This is a genomic window from Actinoplanes sp. NPDC051513, from assembly GCF_044454685.1.
In the GTDB taxonomy this organism is placed as follows: Bacteria; Actinomycetota; Actinomycetes; order Mycobacteriales; family Micromonosporaceae; genus Actinoplanes.
The window spans coordinates 1-17,465 of record NZ_JBITDW010000029.1; the positions used below are offsets into that span (position 1 = coordinate 1).

Here is a 17,465-nt window from a genome sequence, read left to right on the forward strand (position 1 = left end):
TTCTGACCTTCGACAAGCCAGAACCTAGACAGGACAACGGCGTGCGCCACCCAGACGCCCAGAAACCACCCACACAAGCGTCAGTAGAACCACATTTTTCGGGGGTTCCATGGTGGTAGATATGCGTTACACGAAATGGGGCGGTAAGGGGCATTGGCGTTTTCCGGCCGAGGCCTTGGGAAACGACGAATTCGGCTGGTGGTACGGGAGCCGGGCGGGGACGCCGCTGCGGCGCGGGCTCGAGGAGCCGGTCATCGTGTGGCATGACTTCGTCGTGCTGGTGCCGGTCGCGGGGCGGTGGATCGCCTCGTGGAACGCGCCGGAGAACACTGAGGTCGAGGTCTACATCGATGTCACCGACCGGCCGGTGCGCACGTCGGAGCGGGTCGAGGCCGTCGACCTCGATCTCGATGTGGTTCGCATGCGGGACGGCTCGGTGCGGCTGCTCGACGAGGACGAGTTCGAGGAGCACCAGGTTCTCTACGGCTACCCGGCCGAGGAGATCGCCCAGGCGCTGGTCACCGCCGACGAGCTCATGGCCATGGTCGCCGAGCGCCGCGAGCCCTTCGACCACGTCGGCGACGTCTGGCTGGCGGCCTTCACCGCCGCTCGCTGACCGGCCGGAGCCGAGAGCGGGCCGATTCGAGAGCGGGCCGATCCGGGAGAACGGAGCCGCGGGCGCAGCCCTGAGCAAGAGCGGCGCCCGCGGCCTTCGTCAGCGACCCCGGCCGGCCAGCATGCGGCGCGGGCTGAACCGCGCCAGGGAATCGCGCAGCCGGGAGCCGGCGGCGACCATGCGGGTCGAGCCCTCGGCCATCGCCAGGCGCCAGCGGAGCAGCACCGACGGCGGGAACAGCGCCGCCGTGATGCGGGTGCGGCGGGTCGCCGAGCGGGCCAGGCCCTTGCGCACCCGGACCAGCGCCACCGTCAGCTCGCCACCCTGCAGTGGCTTGCGGGCGTAGCGCGCACGCTCCTCGGCCGTGCCCAGCAGGGTCGCGGCGGTGGCCGGCTCATCGAGGAGAACCGCGTCGGTGATCAGGCGCTGGGCGGTGACGCGCGGGGTCTCGGTGGGGTCGACGGGGATCCGGAAATCGATCATGGTGTCGAGGAGCTCGTCCCAGGCGGCGTGCGCGTCCTCGCGGGCGCGTACCGCCTCGGGTGTCACCACGATGTCGTGCTGGCCCGATGGTCCGGTGCCGGAGGCCGACAGGACCTTGGGCGCCTTGGGCGCCTTGGGCGCCGTCGCGGCGTGCCGTCGTCGGCGGACCAGAAGCCGGCGCAGCGCCGGCACCAGCAGCAGGGCGATCAGCAGTGCCAGCCCGGCAGCGATCCAGAGGGCCGTGTACGACGCCGGCGTGTTGCCCGTGTCGAAGCCGCCCGCCCCGGTCGGGTCGTCGAGGCCGCGGTCGAGCCGGTCGGGGTTGCCCGGAGCGACCGACGAGTCGGCCCCCGAGGCGGCAACGCCGGCCGGCGTGGTGGCCGCGGGAGTCGTGTTGTCGGGGTCGGGCGCCCACTCCGAGCGGGTCGAGCCGGCCACGCTCGACGCGGGCGTCGCGTCGAACGGGATCCAGCCGAAGCCCTGCAGGTAGACCTCGGTCCACGCGTGCGCGTTGCGGTTCGTGATGATCCAGGAGCTGCCCTGCTGGGCGCCCTTGGTGAAGCCGAAGGCGACCCGTGCCGGGATCCCGGCCACCCGCGCCATCCAGGCCAGCGCCGCCGCGTACTGCTGGCAGTAGCCGACCTTGTTCTTGAGGAACGCGGCGATCTGGGAGCTGCTGCCGGCCGGCTCGGTGGACAGGCTGTAGCTGAAGCCGTTCTCCTTGGAGAAGTAGTCGTACAGCGCGCGCATCTTGTCGTACTCGGTGGTCTTGCCCTTGACCAGGCCGGCCACCAGAGTGTCGACGTCGGAGTCGGGCGGGGTGTTCGTGTACTGCGTGCGCAGCGGGTTGTCCTTGTTCAGCGGCTCGGCGGTGCGCAGCTCGGCCTCGCTGTACGCAGCCCGCACGTAGTCGAAGTTGTACTTCTTCCCCTTGGTCGTCTGCCGGTTGGAGAAGATCACCTGCTGGTTGGGGTCGAAGGACCAGCCGCCGCCCAGGTCGGCCGCGCGGATCGTGTTCGAGTAGATCGGCAGCATGCTCTGCTGGAGGCCGTCGCTGACCTCGATCTGCGCGTGGTACTGCTGAAAGTCGCCGCCGGCCGTGCCACCGCGCGGGTCGGGCATGCCGCGGCTGACCGCGTTGCCGACCGGCGAGCGGTTGCCGAAGCCCTGGTTGGTGAGTTGGTCGGCGACGCCGAAGCGCAGGTAGTAGGGGTTCGGCTCGTTCGTCGTCAGCTTGATGATCTGGACGGTGTCGCCCTGGGTGAGGCGGCCGTTGAGCGACGCGAACAGGTTGATCCGCCCGCCCGTGCCGATGCCGGCCCCGCCGGTGCCGATGCCGTTGCCGCTCTGCGTGATCTGCGAGAGCAGCCCGCCGGTGACGGTCGGGACGAGCAGCGGCAGCAGCACAGCCGCGGCCACGCCGACCACACCGAGGCGCCGTCCCGCGGCGGCCAGCGGCGACGGCTCCCACACGTCGACGTCACGGCCGTCACCGGTGAATCGGCGGCCGAAACGGCGTACGCGATCGATGTTGTCGGAAACCAGAAGCCAGAGGAAACCGGTCGAGCCGACGATGAACGGAAAAACCGGGACACTGTCTACATAGATCGCGACGGGCACCGAGTAGATCGCCAGCATCGGGAGACCGGCCAGCGCCGGGCGCCGCGCGACGACCGTGAGCAGGTCGACCGCGATCGCGACCGCGCCGATGCCGAGCACCGCGACGAAGAGCAGGCCGTCCCGGTCGGGGACGGGCACGCCGTACGATCTCGTGTCCTGCCCGGCCTGGGTGAACAGATCGGCGAAGTGGCCGAAGGTGGCCGGCGTCGGGATGAAGACTTCGTGACCGCTGGGGAACATCCAGGTCAGCGACAGCAGAAGCACCACGACCATGCTCAGCGCCTGCGCCCAGGTCGGGAACCGCAGGGTGCGGGCGAGCAGCGCGGCGCCGGCGATCAGGCCGACCGCGAGGATGCAGCGGATCAGCCAGTTCCACGTGTCGAAGATCGACGTGATCGGGGCGGCGGCGAGCAGCGTGGCGGCCGCCGCGACCATCCCGAGGCGTCGCCTGCCGGTCATCGGTTCCCCCTGCCGACGGTCTCGGCCATCGCGGCCCGCCAGGCGAAGCCGCTGGAGCCGCGCGCGGCGGCCGGCCACAGGTTGGGCAGCGTGGCGCCGTGCGTGACGGGCACCGAGCGCCAGCCGGCGTGCACCAGGGCGAGCGCCGCGGCGGCGTGTTCCCGGTCGGCCTCCTGACGCTCACCGGGGGTCATCGACACCCAGGTCGAGCTGTCGATGGCGAAGCCGATGCAGGTGGCGCCGTTGCTGCGCAGGCCGGTGAGCAGCTCGGCCTCGGCGATCGTGAGCGTGCCGAAGATGCCGACCACGAGGCCGCCGTCGGAGCGGCGCCGGACCTGCTCGACGAGGAGCGAGATGTCGCCGTTCTGGGCGAGCTTGACGTCGGCGAGCGTGTCGAGGATGAGGCCCTCGCCGCCCTCGGCCGCGTCGATGTCGATGCCCGAGCCGGTGACCAGGCGCAGCTTGTAGCCGGCGTGGCGCAGGTGCATCGCGATGCTGGCGGTGGCCGAGACGGCCCACTCGAAGCTGGCGGTCGGCCCCTCGCCGCGGTGCGCGAAGACCCGGGTGTCGAGGACCACGGTGGCCCGGCTCTCCCAGGGCTGCTCCTCGCGGCGCACCATGAGCTCGCCGGTGCGGGCCGTCGAGCGCCAGTGCACGCGGCGCAGGTCGTCGCCGCGGCGGTACTCGCGGGTGGCGGCGTCGTCCTCGCCGTGCACGGCCACCGACCGGGCGCGGCTGTCGCCGGTGCCCGCGTACTCGCCGCCGATGCGGACCGCGGGGAGCGCGACCACCTGCGGGATGACCGTGAGCCGGTCGACGCTGGGGAACGAACGGGTGAGCTCGCACAGGCCGAACGGGTCGGTCAGGCGGATCACCAGCGGGCCGATCGGGTACCGGCCTCGGACGTCGGCGCGCACCGTGTATGCGACCGAGCTGGCCTGGTGCGAGCCGAGCCGCTCGAGCACGACACGAGGACGGCTGCCCAGCGCGTACGGAAGCTTGTCTTCCAGCAGAAGAGTGCCGGTGGGCAGGCGGGACATGTTCTGCAGGCGCAGGATGACCCGCGCGCTCGAGCCGACCGGGGCGCGACCGGGCTCGAGGGATCGGGTGCAGGCCAACTTGTAGCGGCTGCGCCCGACGTACGCAGCGGCGAGCAGCGGCAGCGCCGCGAGCAGCACCGCCACCCGCAGCAGGTCGCGCTCGCCCAGGACGATCGCCGAAATGCCGGCCGCGGCGGCCGCGGCCAGGAAGGACCGGCCGCGCGTGGTGAGTCCCCGCAAGGCCTCGCGCATGATCAGCGTCCCCGCGGCTCGTACTGGGCGCCGGGGGCCTGCGGCCGGGTGTCGTACGGCGAGCGGTTGCGCTCGTGCGGCAGCGGCAGGCGGTGCACGATCTCGGCCACGATGGCGTCCGTCGTACGGCGGTTGAGCTGCGCGTCGGCGGTCGGGATGATGCGGTGCGCGAGGACCGGGACGGCCAGCGTCTGCAGGTCGTCGGGGAGCACGTAGTCGCGGCCCTCGAGCGCGGCGACGGCCTTGGCGGTACGGATCAGCTGCAGGGTGCATCGCGGGGAGGCGCCCAGGCGGATCTCGGGGGCCTCACGGGTCGCGGTGACCAGGGCGATCGCGTACTGCTGGACGGCGTCGGCGGCGTGCACGTCGCGGACCGTGGCGATCAGCCGGCGGACCGTCGCCGCGTCGGCGACGGCGCGCAGGTCGTTCAGCGGGTCGTGGGCGCCGTGGCCGGTGAGCATGGCCAGCTCGGCGCGGGGGTCGGGGTAACCCATCGCGATGCGGGCGGTGAACCGGTCACGCTGCGCCTCGGGGAGCGGATAGGTGCCTTCCATCTCGATCGGGTTCTGCGTCGCGATGACCATGAACGGCGCCTGGAGCTCGTAGGTTGTGCCGTCGACGGTGACCTGCCGCTCCTCCATGCATTCGAGCAGGGCGGACTGCGTCTTGGGCGAGGCCCGGTTGATCTCGTCCCCGACCACCAGGTTGGCGAAGACGGCGCCCGGCTTGAACTCGAAGTCGCGGGTCTCCTGGTTGTAGACGCTGACGCCGGTCACGTCGCTGGGCAGCAGGTCGGGCGTGAACTGGATGCGCCGGACCGAACAGTCGATCGAGCGCGCCAGGGCCTTGGCCAGCTTGGTCTTGCCGACGCCCGGGACGTCCTCGATCAGCAGATGGCCCTCGGCCAGCAGCACGGCCAGCGCCAGCCGGACCGTCGCGCTCTTACCCTCGATGACCTGCTCGATGTTCGACATGATGGCCCGCGTCGCGGTGTGGAAGTCCTCGCCGGTCGTCGGTCCACCGGGCTCGTCCCAGGTCGGGGTTGTCACGGGCTTCCTCCAAAGTCGTTCCCGCCGCATCGGCGCCGCGAAAAGGGCGGCTCGCCGCCCGTCCCCACAGGTTAGCCCGATCACACCAAACCGCCGAGTCGGGCCAGGGGGACGATTTCGACAACCGTCAACCGGACGCCGATATCGGATGGGTAAAGAATCAGACATCGCTCTAGTTATATTTTCCGATCTTCGGACAGAGTCAGCGATCGACGGGCCACACAAGTGTGGTGCGGCCGGCGTGGGCGCTCACTCCCTGCCGGGCTGCACCGAGCCCGGCCGAGAGGGGCTGAATTGAATCCGTTATCCGTACCGTCCGTGACCCGGCGGGTGGGGACGGCGGCCGCCGGCGTGGTGTTGCTGGCGGGACTGCTGCCGGCCACTGCGCAAGCCGCACCGGACCAGAAGGGCGTGACCGGCGCCACCGACCACCAGCAGCGCCGTGCCGACTACGACAGCCGCCAGAACATCGCCGCCAAAGCCGCCGCGCAGCCCACCGCTGCCCTGAGCCGGGCGCTCGTCGCCGCGCCCAGCGCCACCGCGGTGCAGTCGCTGCGCAGCCAGCTGGGTGTGCAGGGCATCATCGACATCGACCACGCGACCGGCACGCCGCGCCGGGTCGCGAAGCTCGACGGGTTCCTGACCGGCCCGAGCCGTAAGAAGCCCACCAAGATCGCCCTCGGCTACATCGCGGCCCACCCCGACGTCTTCGGGCTGAGCGCGGCCGATCTGGCCAGCCTCGAGCTGCGCCAGGACTACGTCGACATCGAGGGCACTCACCACCTGAGCTGGTTGCAGGTGGCCGACGGCGTGCCGGTGTTCGGCAACGGCCTGAAGGCGCACGTCGCCAAGGACGGTCGCCTGATCCAGGTCGACGGGGCGCCGCTGCCGGCGTTGCCGTCCGCCGCCGGCGCCGCCAAGCTCACCGCGGCCGGCGCACGCGCCGCGGCCGTGAAGGACGTCTTCGGCACCTCCGCTGCCAAGGTCACCAAGACCGCGGCGGGCACCACCACCTTCAGCGACAGCGGCAACGCCAAGCTGGTCTGGTTCCAGACCGCCACGGGCACCCGCCTGGCCTGGCAGACGATCGTCGTCGACGAGGGTTACGTCCACGTGATCGACGCGGCCAGCGGCGAGGTGCTCTACCGGCACAGCACGATCGCCAACGACACCGCCGACGTCTGGACGAACTACCCGGGCGCCCCGCGCGGCGGGCAGCAGAAGACCACCGACATCACCAAGTGGCTGCCCAACAACGCGCCGATCCTGTCCGGCAACATCGCGCACGTCTACTCCGACGTGAACGACAACAACGTCGCCGACGCCAGCGAGGAGGTCGGCCCGTCCGGGCTGCGCAAGTGGTCGTACCCGTTCGTCGACTTCAACGACGAGGTCGGTGGGCTCTGCTCGGCGGCGTACCCGTGCTCCTGGGACCCCGAGACCCCGAACTCCTGGCAGGTCAACCGGAAGCAGAACGCGGTCCAGCTGTTCACCTTCCTCGGCACCTTCCACGACCACCTCAGGGACTCGCCGATCGGCTTCACCCGGGCCGCGGGCAACTTCGAGGCCCGTGACGGCGACGCGGTGCAGGGCCAGGCGATGGACGGCGCGAACACCGCGGACGGCCTGCCCGACCCCGACCACACCGACAACGCCAACATGAACACCCCGCCGGACGGCATCCCGCCGACGATGCAGATGTACCTGCTGAACCCGGGGCCGGAGTCGATCGCGGGCAACACCGGCGACGAGTCGGACGTGGTGTTCCACGAGTACACCCACGGTCTCTCCAACCGCCTGGTCGTCGACGCGGCCGGCAACTCCACGCTCAGCAACGTCCAGGGCGGCGCGATGGGTGAGGCCTGGAGCGACTGGTACGCCGAGGACTACCTGGTCGCCAAGGGCCTGGAGAAGGACACCGCGACCCCCGGCGACGTACGGATCGGCAAGTACTGGCAGGCCGGTGGCACGATCCGTACGGAGGGCATCGACTGCGCCGTCGGCGCGCCGGCCACGGCCTGTCCCGGCACAGCGCGGGCCGGCTCCGGCGGCTACACCTACGGCGACTACGGCAAGATCTCGTCCCGCGGCATCGAGGTGCACGCGGACGGTGAGATCTGGGCGCAGACCCTGTGGGACCTGCGTCGCGAGGTCGGCAGCAAGAAGGCTGAGTCGCTGGTAACCCGGGCCATGGAGCTGTCCCCGGGCAACCCGTCCTTCCTGGACATGCGCAACTCGATCCTCGCCGCGGACCTGGTGGTCGGCAAGGGCAAGGACCAGAAGACGATCTGGAAGGTCTTCGCCAAGCGGGGCATGGGCTACTTCGCCGCCGCGATCGACGGCGACGACTCGCAGCCGGTCGAGGACTTCTCGATGCCGCCGTCGGCGAACACCCCGCGGGGCACGCTGACCGGCAAGGTCACCGACCAGGACACCGGCGGCAATGTGAGCGGGCTGACCGTCGCGTTCGGCGGCCACGCCTCCGGCTTCGCCGGCGACTACCGGGCCACCACCGCCGCGGACGGCACGTACAAGATCGCTGGGATCATCCCGGGGACGTACGCGAAGGTGTACGCCCGGGGCGCCGGCTACGACATCGTCGTGAAGACGCTCTCGATCAACTCCGGCACCAAGGTCGAGAACTGGTCGGTCCGTAAGGACTGGGCCGCCTCCTCCGGCGGCGCCACGGTGGTCAGCTTCACCGGCCCCGACTACACGCCGTTCGGCTGCGGCCCGGCCTCGCTGATCGACCAGTCGCAGACCGCGGGCTGGGGCTCCGACGTCGCCGCGGGCGGGCAGAACATCGTGATCCGGCTCTCCGGCGCGGTGGACGTGTCCGAGCTGGTGATCAACCCGTCCGCGACCTGTGGTGACGACATCACCGCGGGCACCGGCGGCTACCGGGTGGAGACCTCGGCCGACGGCACCACGTGGGTGGTCGCCGCGACCGGCAACTTCCCGGCCTTCACCACGACCCCGACGACGGTCGCGCTGGCCGCGGGCACGGGCGACGGCATCGGGTACGTGCGGTTCACGATGGTGACCTCGCAGGGCCAGGACGCGGGCCTCTGCCCGGCCGGCCAGCCGCCGACGGTCAGCGGCTGCGTGTTCCTCGACAGCACCGAGCTGGCGGTCTACGGCCCCGCCGCGTAAGGAACGAGCGGATACCGGTCGCCGCCACAGAGCGGCGACCGGTATCATGCACGCATGGCCCGGCCATTCCTGCTTCTTAGCCGGCCGTGCTGCAGCCGCTGACTACGGGCACAGCACGGCGATCCCCTCCTGCGTGAGGGGCTTTTTTGTGCCCAACTACTGATTGAAGAGTTGCCGACCATGAGCGAGTCAGAGACCCCGCGGTTCCGGTACACGGCCGCACTGGCCAACGAGATCGAGCCGCGCTGGCAGGCCTGGTGGGCCGAGCACGGGACTTTCCACGCGCCCAACCCGGCCGGTGACCTGGCCGACCCGGCGCACCCCCGGGCCGGCGCGCCCAAGCTGCACGTCCAGGACATGTTCCCGTACCCCTCGGGCGCGGGCCTGCACGTGGGTCACCCGCTCGGGTACATCGGCACCGACAGCTACACCCGCTACAAGCGGATGGCCGGCTTCAACGTGCTGCACCCGATGGGCTTCGACGCGTTCGGCCTGCCCGCCGAGCAGTACGCGGTGCAGACCGGCACCCACCCGGCGATCACCACGGCGGCGAACGTCGAGCGGTACAAGCACCAGCTGACGCGCCTGGGCCTGGGGTACGACGAGCGCCGTTCCTTCGCGACCACCGACCCGGACTACTACCGGTGGACGCAGTGGATCTTCCTGCAGGTCTTCAACTCCTGGTACGACGAGAAGATCCGCAAGGCGCGGCCGATCTCCGCCCTGATCGCCGAGTTCGAGGCCGGCACGCGCCCGACGCCGGGCGAGCCGTGGTCGTCGCTGCCCCCCGTCGAGCGCCGCAAGCTGGTCGACGACCACCGCCTGGCCTACATCAGCGAGGCCCCGGTCAACTGGTGCCCGGGTCTGGGCACCGTGCTGGCCAACGAGGAGGTCACGCCGGACGGGCGCAGCGAGCGCGGCAACTTCCCGGTCTTCCAGCGCAGCCTGCGGCAGTGGATGATGCGGATCACCGCGTACGGCGACCGCCTGATCGAGGATCTGGACACACTGGACTGGCCGGAGCCGGTCAAGCTGATGCAGCGCAACTGGATCGGCCGGTCGCGGGGTGCGCACGTCGATTTTCCGGTCGAACACGACAAGATCACGGTATTTACGACCCGGCCCGACACGCTGTTCGGCGCGACCTACATGGTGCTGGCGCCCGAGCATGAGCTGGTCAACAAGATCACGCCCGCGGAGTGGCCGGACGGGACAAATCGGACGTGGACCGGCGGGTATGAAACGCCCGGCGAGGCGATCGCTGCATATCGGGCACAGGCTGCCGTCAAGACCGATGAGGAGCGCACGGAGTCGAAGGAGAAGACCGGCGTCTTCACCGGCGCGTATGCGACAAATCCGGTTAACCAGGCGAGAATCCCGATCTTCATCGCCGACTACGTGCTGGCCGGCTACGGCACCGGCGCGATCATGGCGGTGCCCGGCCAGGACGAGCGCGACTGGGAGTTCGCCGAGAACTTCGAACTGCCCATCATCCGTACGGTGAAAGCTCCTGATGATTTTGAAGGCGCCTTCACCGGCGAGGGTCCCGCCATCAACAGCGACTGGCTGGACGGCAAGGGCGTCGCCGAGGCCAAGGCCGCCACGATCGCCTGGCTGGAGCAGCACGGTCACGGCCGGGGCGCCACCACCTACCGCCTGCGCGACTGGCTGTTCAGCCGCCAGCGCTACTGGGGCGAGCCGTTCCCGATCGTGTACGACGAGACCGGCCTGCCGATCGCGCTGCCCGACTCGATGCTGCCCGTGGTGCTGCCCGACGTCGACGACTTCTCGCCGCGCACCTTCGACCCGGACGACGCGAACAGCGAGCCCGAGACGCCGCTGTCCCGTAAGAAGGAATGGGTCGAGGTCGAGCTGGACCTGGGCGACGGGCCGAAGCGGTACACCCGCGAGACCAACACGATGCCGCAATGGGCCGGCTCCTGCTGGTACGAGCTGCGCTACCTGGACCCGCGCAACGAGAAGGCGCTGGTCGATCCCGACAACGAGGCGTACTGGATGGGCCCGGCCCGCGACGGCGACTCCGGCGGCGTCGACCTGTACGTCGGCGGCGTCGAGCACGCGGTGCTGCACCTGCTGTACGCCCGCTTCTGGCACAAGGTTCTGTACGACCTGGGCCACGTCTCGTCCTTCGAGCCGTTCCGGAAGCTGTTCAACCAGGGCTACATCCAGGCGTACGCGTTCCGGGACGCCCGCGGCGTCATCGTGCCGGCCGAGGAGGTCGTCGAGCGCGACGGCCAGTACTTCTACGACGGCGCCGCGGTCTTCCGCGAATACGGCAAGATGGGCAAGTCGCTGAAGAACGTCGTGACCCCCGACGAGATGTGCGAGCAGTACGGCGCCGACACGTTCCGGGTGTACGAGATGGCGATGGGTCCGCTGGACGTCTCCCGCCCCTGGGAGACCCGTGCCGTGATCGGCTCGCAGCGGTTCCTGCAGCGGGTGTGGCGCCTGGTGATCGACGAGGAGTCCGGCGCCGTACGCGTCACCGACGAGCCGCTGGAGCCGTCGGTGCGCAAGCACCTGCACCGCACGATCGCCGGCGTCCGCGACGACCTGGACGAACTGCGGTTCAACACCGCGATCGCCAAGCTGATCGAGCTGACCAACACGCTGACCCCGCTGCCGGTCGTCTCGCGCGAGGCGGTCGAGCCGCTGGTGCTGATGGTGTCGCCGTTCGCACCGCACCTGGCCGAGGAGCTGTGGCGCAAGCTGGGCCACGCCGACACCTTGGCTTACGCGTCGTTCCCGGTGGCGGACCCGGCGCAGCTGAAGGCCGAGTCGATCACCTATCCGGTGCAGGTGAACGGCAAGGTGCGCGGCCGGATCTCGGTGGCGCCGGAGACCGGCGAGGCCTCCGTTCGCGAGGCGGCACTGATCGAGGTGGCCGACGTGCTGGCGGGGCGCACACCTAAGAAGGTCATCGTCGTGCCGGGCCGCCTGGTCTCGGTCGTCGTCTGATTCGCCTACGAAAAGGGGCGCCCCGCGAACCGCGGGGCGTCCCTTTTCGTGGGTTGTGTCAGGCGATTCGGCGTACGACGTAGTTGCTGCCGTACATCTTGTGCTTGCCGACCCGCGCGCCGGTGTGCGGGGAGTCGTACATGTACCCGTTCCCGGCGTAGATTCCCGCGTGGTAGCCGTACGAGCCCGAGCGGAAGACGATCAGGTCGCCGACCTTCTTGTTGCTCTTGGCGACGGCCTTGCCGTACTTCTGCTGCGAGTTCGCCTTGTGCGGCAGCGACTTGCCCACTGACTTCTTGTAGACGTACTTGGTGAACCCGGAGCAGTCGAAACGCTTCGGGCCCGCCGCGGCGAACTTGTACAGCGCACCGGTGTGACGCTTGGCTTCGGCCAGGATCTTCGCGCCGTTGCTGGACTTGACGGTCACTGCGAACTTGGCGCCGTACACCGCCGAGTTGGCGCCCGTGCCGCCGTACACGACCCGGAACCACCCGGACGCCGAGGGAGCGGCGTACAAGGTGGCGGAGCCGTTGCTGTTCAGATTCGCCTTCGAGTAGCCGATCCACTTGCCACGCCACACCATGAGGTGCGCCGTGCCGGTCGTGAGCGGCTTGCCGTTCTTGGGGTTGATGTACCGGACGGTCACCCGCAGCTTGGCGCCCTTGGAGATGGTCCTGCTGCTGATGCTGGTGGTGACCCTCGGCTTGACCTTGGCCACCGCGGCCGCCTGCACGACGGGTGTTGCGGCGACGGGGGTTACGGCGGCGCTGGCCGGTGAGGTTGCGATGAGCTGTCCCGCACAGAGACAGAGACCCAGGGACAGCGCGGCGGTTCCGGTGCCGACGGACAGGCGCCGACGCCGGCTCGAACGATGTTCGTGCACGGTAAGGGAATCCCTCCGGCACGCCTGCGAGGTTAGCTGTCGGGTTCGGGCGGGAAGGTTGCCCGGTCGCCGTGGTGGCCGACTTCACCCCGAGGTTGCCCCGTTGCCCGCCACCGGAGCGGGTGGCGGCGAGGCGGACCGGCTGTCTCTCTCGAGAAGCTGTGGGTCCCCCGTCCCTGCCCCCGTATGCCTTTGTGGTCGTGCGCGCTTCGTGGTCGCGGCGCCCGGCCCGGGGCAGGGCTCGGCGTGAGCCTGGTCGTCGCGAGCCGGTCCATGGCGGACCGGCCCAACCTTGCTACCTGATATTTCGCTTGATCGTCGGTCTTGGATCCGTCACTCAGCGTGTTTGGCACATTGGTTACTGTCCAGTTTGTTACCTCCAGGAGATAAATGCCATCGCGTACGGTCATGGCGTGATCACCTGCCGTGGAAGGTTACGGGTGAAACACAACACACAAAAAGTGGCCGTAACGGGCCCGTAACCCCTCCGTCGCTGGCCAGAGGGCATTCAGTAGACTCCGGGCCGCCGGCAACCGGATGTAACCGTTGGGTCGGGTACCCTCGCTCCCGTGACGGACGGCAAGATGCCCCTGCGGGCCAAAGTGGCGACGAGTGTCTCGAAGACCGCGGCGGCGCTCTCCAGGGCCGCGGGACGCGGCGACGGCTCGGTCATCGGCGGATGGATCGGCCTCAAGATCGACCCTGATCTGCTGGCCCACCTGGCCTCGGGCCGGGCGGTCGCGCTCATCTCGGGGACCAACGGCAAGACCACCACGACCCGCCTGGCCGCGGCCGCGATCTCGCACATCGGCCGGGTCGCCACCAACTCGTTCGGCGCCAACATGCCGACCGGGCACACGTCGGCGCTGGCCAAGGCCGGCACCACCCCGTTCGCCGTCCTCGAGGTCGACGAGCACTACCTGGCCCGGGTCATCGACGCGACGACCCCGCGAGTGGTCGCCCTGCTCAACCTCTCGCGCGACCAGCTCGACCGGGCCAAGGAGGTGGCGATGATGGCGCAGCTCTGGCGCGATGCCCTCGCCGGCCACCCGGAGGTGCGCGTGGTCGCCAACGCCGACGACCCGATGGTCGTCTGGGCGGCCGAGGGCAGCGGCCAGCAGGTCACCTGGTTCAGTGCCGGCCAGCGCTGGCACGACGACTCGTTCGTCTGCCCGCAGAGCGGCCACCCGATCGAGCGCAACGGCGGCGACTGGTGGTGCGTCGGCTGTCCGCTGCGCCGCCCGCAGCCCCACTGGCGCGTCGAGGACGACGGCGTCGTCGACCCGCGCGGCGACTGGCACCTCGTCAAGCTCCAGCTCCCCGGCCAGGTCAACCTGGGTAACGCCGCCACCGCCCTCGCGGTCGCGGCCGAGTTCGGGGTCCGCCCGATAGAGGCTCTGCCCCACCTCGCCACCGTCGCCTCGGTCGCCGGCCGCTACGCCCAGGTCGACCGGGACGGACGAAACGTCCGTTTGCTCCTCGCGAAGAACCCGGCAAGCTGGCTCGAGGCGTTCGACATGGCCGAGCAGGCACCCACCCTGCTCTCGGTCAACGCCCGGGACCCCGACGGTCTCGACACCTCGTGGCTCTACGACGTGAACTTCGCGCCGTTGCGTGACCGGCCGGTGCTGATCACCGGCGACCGGGCCTATGACCTGGCGGTTCGCCTCGAGGTGAACGGTGTGCCATTCCGGCACGTTATGAGTTTTGACGAGGCGATCCAGGCAGTACCGCCCGGCCGCCTCGAGGTGATCGCCAATTACACGGCGTTCCAGGACATTCGAGCGGAGTTGGACCGTGTCAACTGAGAGCATCTTGCGGATCGTCTGGATCTATCCGGATCTGCTCTCGACGTACGGCGACCGGGGCAACCTGCTCATCCTCGCCCGGCGTGCCGCGATGCGGGGCATCCCGGTCGAGACGTACGAGATCCGCTCGGACCAGGCCATGCCGTCCAGCGCCGACATCTACCTGATCGGCGGTGGCGAGGACGGGCCGCAGGCCCTGGCCGCGCAGCGCCTGATCAACGACGGCGGCCTGCACCGGGCGGTCAACCAGGGCGCGGCGGTCCTCGCGGTCTGCGCCGGATACCAGCTGTTCGGCCACTCGTTCTTCGCGAAGGGCGCGAAATGCCCCGGCCTGGGGCTGCTCGACCTGCACTCCGACCGCGGCGAGACCCGAGCGGTCGGCGAGATCCGCGGCGACATCGACCCGCGGCTCGGCCTGCCGGCGCTCTCCGGCTTCGAGAACCACGGCGGCCGTACCCACCTCGGCCCCGGGGTGCAGCCGCTGGCACGGGTCACCGCCGGCATCGGCAACGACGGGCACACCGAGGGCGCATGGCACGGCAAGGTCCTGGGCACGTACTCCCATGGGCCCGCGCTCGCTCGCAACCCAGCTATAGCCGATCTGCTACTGCGTTGGGCGATCGGCGCGGATAGTCTTTCGCCCGTTGACGACACCTGGCCGGAACGGCTCCGCGCCGAAAGGCTCGCTGCGGCGGGCGCATGACCAGCACACGGACAACCAGTTGGGCGGTACGACTGCATGACTGACACCCTGATCGCGCCTTCCCCGGCCCCGGCCACCCACGCTCCTTCGCTGCCGGCGCCGGCACTGCCCGCGCCCGCGACGATGGGATGGAAGCGCCGCCTGGTCCGGTTCGGCGTCTTGGGCGTCGTCGTCGGCGGTCTCGCCGCCGCCGCGGCCATCCTCCCGCTGCGCGACGTCGGCGACGCGATCCTGGCCCTCGGCCACGTCGCGCCGGTCGCGATCGCCGTGGTGGGCGGCCTCCTCCTCTCCGTGCTGGTCCCGCGCACCGCCATCACCATCGCGTGCGGCGCCCTGCTGGGCGCCGCCACCGGCGCCGTCACCGCCCTCGCGGCAGCCGTGATCGCCGCCACCGCCACCTACTACGCGGGCCGCTGGGCCGGCCGAGGCGTCCTGCACGCCCGCGCCGGCGGCCGCCTGGCCCGCCTCGACGGCTGGCTCAACCGCCGCGGCCTCTCCGCTGTTCTTCTGGTGCGCTTCCTTCCGCTCGCCCCCTTCGGCCTGATCGGCTACGCCTACGGCACTACGAGCGTCTGCCGCAAGCGCTACCTCTTCGGCACGTTCCTCGCCTCCATCCCGTCGGCCGTCAGCTACGCCGTCATCGGCGCCGCGGTAGCCAACCCCCACGGCATCAACCCGCTGAGCCTGGCCCCCGCCCTCGTCGGCTTCGCCCTCACCACCACCATCGTCTGGCGCTGGAAGCGCTCCGCCCGCCGCGCCGCGGCTGCTTCCGCCGTCGCCGCCTGAACTCCAGCTTCCGGTCGCGCCCACCGCCTCACTTGCGGTGGGCGTTTCCTTTTGTCCGGTACTTGTCTGGTACGCGCAGAGCGGCCCCGCTGCAGCGCACAGTCCTCGCTCCCCAGCCGGCTAGCGCGCCCTCAGCAAGGGCACAGTCCTCGCTCGTCGGGCGGCTAGCGAGCCTCAGCAAGGCACAGTCCTCGCTCGTCGGGCGGCGGCTAGCGGGCCTCAGCAAGGCACAGCGCTCGCTCGTCAGGCGGCTAGCGTGCCCCGGGGCAAAGCGCGGCCCCCGCTCCTCATGCTGCTAGCGCGCCCTCTCACACTCTGTCGCCCGTGTCGTGGCCTCCTCGCACCTATGAACTCGGACCTCAACCGTGGGCCCTGCCCCAAGGGGAGGGTCAAGCCCCGTGCCGACGAGCTCGGCCAGCCCGTGCGCCGTCCGCGCGATCTTGATGATTTGCAGCGCATGGCGTGCATGGCGTGCTGCAACTCATCAAGATCGCGATGCGGGGCGGGGCCGGCGAGGCGGGCGAGGCGGGCGAGGCGGGCGAGGCGGGCGAGGCGGGCGAGGCGGGCGAGGGCCGCGGAGCCGGCGAGGTGGCGCAGGCCGATGAGGCGCGTGCGGAGGCGGGCGGGGCCGGTGCGCAGGCGGATAGGGCGCGTGCGCGGGCCGGCGGGTCGGGTGCGCAGGCGGGTGCGGGCCGGGCGTGTGGGCGGGTGCGAGCCGGGCGTGTGGGCCGGGCCTGAGGGCGTGGAGGGGAGTGGGGTGGACGGGTGGCAAGGGCTCCACCTGAGGGCGCCACTTTCCTCCACGGGAGGGGTTGACAGGACGTGGTAGCGGGAGATTTAGGACATTTTACGATGGTATATGCCTTGGTGAGTAGGGGGTGTCGGGAAGGCGACGGGGTTGATCATGGGGATGCCCTCCACATTGCGGGCAAGGGTCTGAGCTGGGACTTTGCGCGTGAGGCGATCTCGCTTGCGTGCTCATTCGGCTTGCGGGTGGAGGGAAGTGGAGTAGAGTGGAGCGCAATGGCAGGGTCGAGGGGGACTGGACCTGGGAGGCCTGCCGGCCCGAGTTGACAGGCGGACCGCGAACCGCTGGGGCAGGGGGTGGACGGCCGATGTTCCTCGGCACCCATACCCCACGCCTCGATGACAAGGGGCGGCTGATCCTTCCGGCCAAGTTCCGAGATGAGCTGGCGGGAGGTGTCGTGATCACCAAGGGGCAGGAGCGTTGCCTTTACGTGTTCCCGATGCCTGAGTTCCAGCGCATCGCGGGCCAGCTTCGTGAGGCGCCGGTGACCAACAAGGCCGCCCGGGCGTACAGCCGGGTGTTCTTCGCCAGCGCTCACGACGAGGTGCCCGACAAGCAAGGAAGGGTGACCATCCCGGGACACCTGAGGGACTACGCGGCCCTGGACCGCGACCTCGTGGTGATCGGGGCGAGCACCCGCGTCGAGATCTGGGACAAGCAGTCCTGGGACGACTACCTCGCGGCGAGCGAAGACGAGTTCGCCGACATCGAGGAGGGGGTGCTGCCCGGCGGACTGTAGGGCGTGGCACCCTGCCGGGCCGATTGCGGTTCCGGACGTCACTGCCGCCGTACTGCGAGATCTCCAGCCGCTCCCGCTCCTGGCGCC

At 70.3% G+C, this 17,465-nt stretch carries 12 protein-coding genes and 1 riboswitch; of the genes, 8 read left to right on the forward strand and 4 right to left on the reverse strand.

Annotated features, from left to right (window positions below; all coding sequences use genetic code 11):
* Positions 1-121: 121 nt before the first annotated feature.
* Positions 122-616, forward strand: coding sequence for a DUF402 domain-containing protein (locus ACIA5D_RS44490; protein ID WP_396036713.1), 495 nt, complete (start codon positions 122-124; stop codon positions 614-616).
* Positions 617-715: 99 nt separating this feature from the next.
* Here the strand turns inward: ACIA5D_RS44490 and ACIA5D_RS44495 are convergent, their stop codons facing one another.
* The 3 genes from ACIA5D_RS44495 to ACIA5D_RS44505 are packed head-to-tail and all read right to left on the reverse strand — an operon-like array spanning position 716 to position 5,519.
* Entirely contained in the window at positions 716-3,178 is a 2,463-nt protein-coding gene (locus ACIA5D_RS44495; RefSeq protein ID WP_396036714.1) for a DUF3488 and DUF4129 domain-containing transglutaminase family protein, read from the reverse strand.
* Positions 3,175-4,470: a DUF58 domain-containing protein gene (locus ACIA5D_RS44500; protein ID WP_396036715.1), complete on the reverse strand. Its 1,296-nt coding sequence runs from the start codon at positions 4,468-4,470 to the stop codon at positions 3,175-3,177. The genes ACIA5D_RS44495 and ACIA5D_RS44500 overlap by 4 nt, the downstream gene beginning before the upstream one ends.
* Positions 4,471-4,472: 2 nt before the next feature.
* Positions 4,473-5,519: an AAA family ATPase gene (locus tag ACIA5D_RS44505; RefSeq protein ID WP_396036716.1), complete on the reverse strand. Its 1,047-nt coding sequence runs from the start codon at positions 5,517-5,519 to the stop codon at positions 4,473-4,475.
* 318 nt (positions 5,520-5,837) lie between these two features.
* Between ACIA5D_RS44505 and ACIA5D_RS44510 the strand changes: the two genes are divergently transcribed.
* Together ACIA5D_RS44510 and leuS are read left to right on the forward strand one after the other, a co-directional pair.
* A complete protein-coding gene (locus ACIA5D_RS44510; RefSeq protein ID WP_396036717.1) occupies positions 5,838-8,672 on the forward strand; it encodes a M36 family metallopeptidase in 2,835 nt (944 codons plus the stop codon).
* A 180-nt stretch (positions 8,673-8,852) separates the two neighbouring features.
* Positions 8,853-11,651 (forward strand): leucine--tRNA ligase, encoded by a 2,799-nt coding sequence (leuS, locus tag ACIA5D_RS44515; protein WP_396036718.1) that lies wholly within the window; start codon positions 8,853-8,855, stop codon positions 11,649-11,651.
* A 58-nt stretch (positions 11,652-11,709) separates the two neighbouring features.
* Here the strand turns inward: leuS and ACIA5D_RS44520 are convergent, their stop codons facing one another.
* Positions 11,710-12,534, reverse strand: a complete 825-nt coding sequence (locus tag ACIA5D_RS44520) for a C40 family peptidase (protein ID WP_396036719.1) — start codon at positions 12,532-12,534, stop codon at positions 11,710-11,712.
* Positions 12,535-12,540: 6 nt separating this feature from the next.
* Positions 12,541-12,672, reverse strand: a riboswitch (cyclic di-AMP (ydaO/yuaA leader).
* Positions 12,673-13,118: 446 nt separating this feature from the next.
* Here ACIA5D_RS44520 and ACIA5D_RS44525 point away from each other — a divergent pair.
* The 5 genes from ACIA5D_RS44525 (at position 13,119) to mraZ (ending at position 17,378) form a co-directional block, all read left to right on the forward strand.
* Entirely contained in the window at positions 13,119-14,342 is a 1,224-nt protein-coding gene (locus ACIA5D_RS44525) for a MurT ligase domain-containing protein (RefSeq protein WP_396036809.1), read from the forward strand.
* Positions 14,332-15,045 (forward strand): type 1 glutamine amidotransferase, encoded by a 714-nt coding sequence (locus tag ACIA5D_RS44530; RefSeq protein ID WP_396036720.1) that lies wholly within the window; start codon positions 14,332-14,334, stop codon positions 15,043-15,045. Before ACIA5D_RS44525 ends, ACIA5D_RS44530 begins: the two co-directional genes overlap by 11 nt.
* Positions 15,046-15,081: 36 nt before the next feature.
* Entirely contained in the window at positions 15,082-15,831 is a 750-nt protein-coding gene (locus ACIA5D_RS44535) for a TVP38/TMEM64 family protein (RefSeq protein ID WP_396036721.1), read from the forward strand.
* Positions 15,832-16,302: 471 nt separating this feature from the next.
* A complete protein-coding gene (locus ACIA5D_RS44540; protein ID WP_396036722.1) occupies positions 16,303-16,569 on the forward strand; it encodes a hypothetical protein in 267 nt (88 codons plus the stop codon).
* A gap of 377 nt (positions 16,570-16,946) precedes the next feature.
* Positions 16,947-17,378: a division/cell wall cluster transcriptional repressor MraZ gene (mraZ, locus tag ACIA5D_RS44545; RefSeq protein ID WP_396036723.1), complete on the forward strand. Its 432-nt coding sequence runs from the start codon at positions 16,947-16,949 to the stop codon at positions 17,376-17,378.
* Positions 17,379-17,465 lie beyond the last annotated feature (87 nt).

Coding starts and splice junctions, on each gene's coding strand:
- leuS (WP_396036718.1), top strand. CDS start 8,853: ATGAGCGAGTCAGAGACCCCGCGGTTCCGGTACACGGCCGCACTGGCC.
- mraZ (WP_396036723.1), top strand. CDS start 16,947: ATGTTCCTCGGCACCCATACCCCACGCCTCGATGACAAGGGGCGGCTG.
- ACIA5D_RS44525 (WP_396036809.1), top strand. CDS start 13,119: ATGCCCCTGCGGGCCAAAGTGGCGACGAGTGTCTCGAAGACCGCGGCG.
- ACIA5D_RS44490 (WP_396036713.1), top strand. CDS start 122: ATGCGTTACACGAAATGGGGCGGTAAGGGGCATTGGCGTTTTCCGGCC.
- ACIA5D_RS44535 (WP_396036721.1), top strand. CDS start 15,082: ATGACTGACACCCTGATCGCGCCTTCCCCGGCCCCGGCCACCCACGCT.
- ACIA5D_RS44495 (WP_396036714.1), bottom strand. CDS start 3,178: ATGACCGGCAGGCGACGCCTCGGGATGGTCGCGGCGGCCGCCACGCTG.
- ACIA5D_RS44500 (WP_396036715.1), bottom strand. CDS start 4,470: ATGCGCGAGGCCTTGCGGGGACTCACCACGCGCGGCCGGTCCTTCCTG.